4 protein-coding genes are annotated in these 3415 nt (G+C 71.9%); all 4 read right to left on the minus strand.

Annotated elements, in window-relative coordinates; translation table 11 throughout:
• Window positions 1–1466 (minus strand): alanine--tRNA ligase (gene alaS / locus AC08OV_RS24095; protein WP_476620380.1); only part of this gene is annotated, 1466 nt, incomplete at its 3' end.
• A gap of 123 nt (window positions 1467–1589) precedes the next feature.
• Entirely contained in the window at window positions 1590–1982 is a 393-nt protein-coding gene (locus tag AC08OV_RS24100; protein ID WP_476614855.1) for a hypothetical protein, read from the minus strand.
• A complete protein-coding gene (locus AC08OV_RS24105; protein WP_476614854.1) occupies window positions 1983–2513 on the minus strand; it encodes a DUF948 domain-containing protein in 531 nt (176 codons plus the stop codon).
• Between the two features lie 143 nt (window positions 2514–2656).
• Window positions 2657–3415: AAA family ATPase (locus AC08OV_RS24110; protein ID WP_476620381.1), on the minus strand; the 759-nt coding region annotated here is incomplete at its 5' end.

Raw genomic sequence — 3415 nt, forward strand, 5'->3', positions numbered from 1 at the left:
TCGGTGCCCTCCCCCGCCGCCGCCAGCCCCACGCCGTCGGCGATGCCGACGAGGCCCACCACGCCGGAGGCCCGGCTGAGCTCCTCGTACCCGGTGAAGGTCGTCGGGCCGGAACGGGCCAGGATCGGCCGGAACGCGGACAGGTCGACGTTGCCGATCCGCCGCGCGGCCCGGTCCGCCTTCGCAGCCTGCCGCTGGCGGTCCATCAGCCGGTGGAAACCCGCCTCGTCGACGGACAGGCCCGCCTCAGCGGCCATCTCCAGCGTCAGGTCGATGGGGAAGCCGTAGGTGTCGTGCAGCTTGAAGGCCGCCTCGCCGCCCAGCATGGTCGAGCCCAGGGATCGGGCCTGGCGCGCCGCGGTGTCGAAGATCGTGGTGCCGGTGCGCAGCGTCTCGGCGAACGCCTGCTCCTCCGCGACGGCGACCCCGGTGATCGTCTCGGCGTTGTCGACCAGTTCGGGATAGATCCTCCCCATCGCCGAGCCGACGACCGCGAACAGCTCGCTCATCACCGGCTCGTGGGCGCCGAGCAGCCGGGCGTTGCGGATCGCCCGGCGCAGCATGCGGCGCAGCACGTAGCCGCGCCCCTCGTTGGAGGGGACGACGCCGTCGGAGATCAGCATCGCGGCGGTGCGGGTGTGGTCGGCGATCACTCGCAACCGCACGTCGTCGGCGGGGTCCGCGCCGTAGCGCCGCCCGGTCAGCCGGCCGGCAGCGTCGAGCACCGGCCGGGAGATGTCGATCTCGTAGAGGTTGTCGACACCCTGGAGGATGGTCGCCATCCGCTCCAGGCCCATCCCGGTGTCGATGTTGCGGGCCGGCAGCTCACGCTCGATCGGATAGTCGTACCCGGCGCCCTCGCCCCGCTCGTACTGCATGAAGACGAGGTTCCAGACCTCGAGGTAGCGCTCCTCGTCCGCGATCGGACCGCCCTCGCGGCCGTAGGCGGAGCCGCGGTCGAAGTAGATCTCGCTGCACGGCCCGCACGGCCCGGGCACGCCCATCGACCAGAAGTTGTCCTCCTTGCCGCGGCGCTGGATACGCTCGGCGGGCAGCAGCTCGCGCCAGATCCCCTCGGCCTCGTCGTCGTCGAGGTAGACCGTCGCCCACAGGTCGTCGGCCTTGAAGCCGAACCCTTCGGTGAGCAGCTCGAAGGCGAACGGGATCGCCTCGGCCTTGAAATAGTCGCCGAACGAGAAGTTGCCGCACATCTGGAAGAAGGAAGCGTGCCGCGCGGTGTGCCCGACATTCTCGATGTCGACCGTCCGCACGCATTTCTGCACGCTGGTCGCCCGCGGCCACGGCGCCGGGAGATCCCCGAGAAAATAGGGCTTGAACGGCACCATGCCGGCGTTGACCAGCAGCAACGTCGGATCCTGGGCGACCAGTGAGGCGCTCGGGACGACGGTGTGCCCGCGCCGGGCGAAGTGGTTGAGAAAGCGGCTACGGATCTCGGCCGTGTCCATCGGGTTCACGTCGTCCAGACTCGTGGGAAGAGGTTCGACATCCCGGGGTGGCGCGCTGTGGTCGGGCGCGCCTTCCGGGCTGCGGTGAGGGCAGGTGCCCCCGGCCCGCGGGCGAGGGAGTCCTCAGGGCCGCCGGGCGCCGGGGACGAGCCGCATCGTGCGTTCGGCGTCGTCGAGGTCAGCGGGGTAGCGCGGCGCGCCGGAGCCGGCGGCCTGCGCTGCGGCGTCCCGGGGCGAGGCAGCCCCGACCTCATCGCCCCGGTCCGCTTCGTCGCCCCGATCCGCTTCGTCGCCCCGATCTGCTTCGTCCGGATCACCGTCGAGGCCGAGCGCGACACGGATCTCCTCCTCCCGCTCGGCCGCGGCCTCGCGCACGTCCGCGAGGAACTCCTGTACCGACTGTACGAGAGAGCCGGCCAGGCTCGTCGGCGTCAGGGAGGCGGCGGCCTTCGCCACCTGGCGCACCACCACGACGCCGGCCGCCGCCCCGAAAGCGAGATAGAAGATCCTCGACATCTACCGGCCTCCCCTACGCCCGCCCGCCGCGCCGGCGGCCGTGGGCACCGACGGAGTCTTCTCGCCCGCGGGCTGCGGGCCGCCGCGCCCGGCCGACCGGCGCGCCGCCTTCTCGGCCTTCATCTGGGCCGTCACCCGGGACTCGACCTCCGAGCGGGTCCGCTTGGCCGCCGCCTTGCGCACGCCGTAGCTGAACGCCGCGACACGCACCATCGGGCCGCCGAGCGTCGCCGCGAACAACGATGTCAGCGAGGAGACGTTGGTCGTGATCGACTGCACGTTCGCCGTAATCGCATCGACCCGGTCGAGTTCTTTGTTGACGTGCGAGAGTGCCAGATTGACCTCGTCGACCGTCGCGCCGGCCTGCCGGACCCGGGCGGTTCCCTCGTCGAGGGCGAGACCGGTCTGGCGTACCCGGGCCGCGGCCTCATCGAAGATCTTGCCGAGCTTGAGCAGGACGTAACAGCCGAAGAGGACGAGCACCGCGAACGCGCCCGACGCGATCAGGCCCGCGACCGCACCACCGGACATATGTGCTCCTGCCTCCATCGTCGTTGGGCCGGTCCCACCCACCCGATTCGATCCGCCGTGCCGCGGGCGCCACCCAGCCGACGCTCCTGGAGTGACCTTACCGAGACGGCTACCGGGGCCACGGGTAGCCCCCACGAGAGAAGTCAGGACGGCGAGGAGAACGGTGGGGAGGGCGGCGAAGAGGGCGGTGGGGACGAGCCCGGGGACGGCGGTGGGTCACCGCGTACGACGCCACGCAGCTCACGGACCCGATCGGCCGCGCGGCGCTCGAAGCCGTTACCGCTCGGCTGGTAGTAGTAGGTCGAGGTCAGCCCGTCCGGCGGGTACTGCTGACGCACGACGTTGCCGGGGGCGTCGTGCGGGTACCGGTAGCCCGCGCCGTGGCCGGCCCGCTGCGCGCCGCGGTAGTGGGCGTCGCGCAGATGCGCGGGCACCGGCCCGGCCCGCCCGGCACGAACATCCGAGGTGGCGGCGTCGATCGCCCGGATCACCGCGTTCGACTTGGGCGCCAGCGCCAGGTGGATGACCGCCTGCGCGAGCGCCAGGCGGGCCTCGGGCAGGCCGACGAACTCCAGCGCCTGGCTGGCCGCGACCGCGACACCGAGCGCGCCCGGATCGGCCATGCCGATGTCCTCACTGGCAAGGATGATCATCCTTCGAGCGACGAACCGGGGATCCTCGCCGGCCTCCAGCATCCGCGCGAGGTAGTGGAGGGCCGCGTCGACGTCGCCGCCCCGCATCGACTTGATGAAGGCACTGATCACGTCGTAGTGCTGGTCCCCGGACCGGTCGTAGCGCACTGCGGCCCGGTTGACGGCCCGCTCCAGCAGGTCGAGATCGAGCCGTGGCCGCGGGTCGACAAGCGCCTCGGTGTCTGCCCCCGCCCCGGCATCGGCACCCGC

Source organism: Frankia sp. CeTa3Moorea (genome assembly GCF_978021225.1).

What these genes read in the sequence shown, in the direction of transcription:
- AC08OV_RS24100 (WP_476614855.1), bottom strand. Translation starts at nt 1,982, where the DNA reads ATGTCGAGGATCTTCTATCTCGCTTTCGGGGCGGCGGCCGGCGTCGTG.
- AC08OV_RS24105 (WP_476614854.1), bottom strand. Translation starts at nt 2,513, where the DNA reads ATGTCCGGTGGTGCGGTCGCGGGCCTGATCGCGTCGGGCGCGTTCGCG.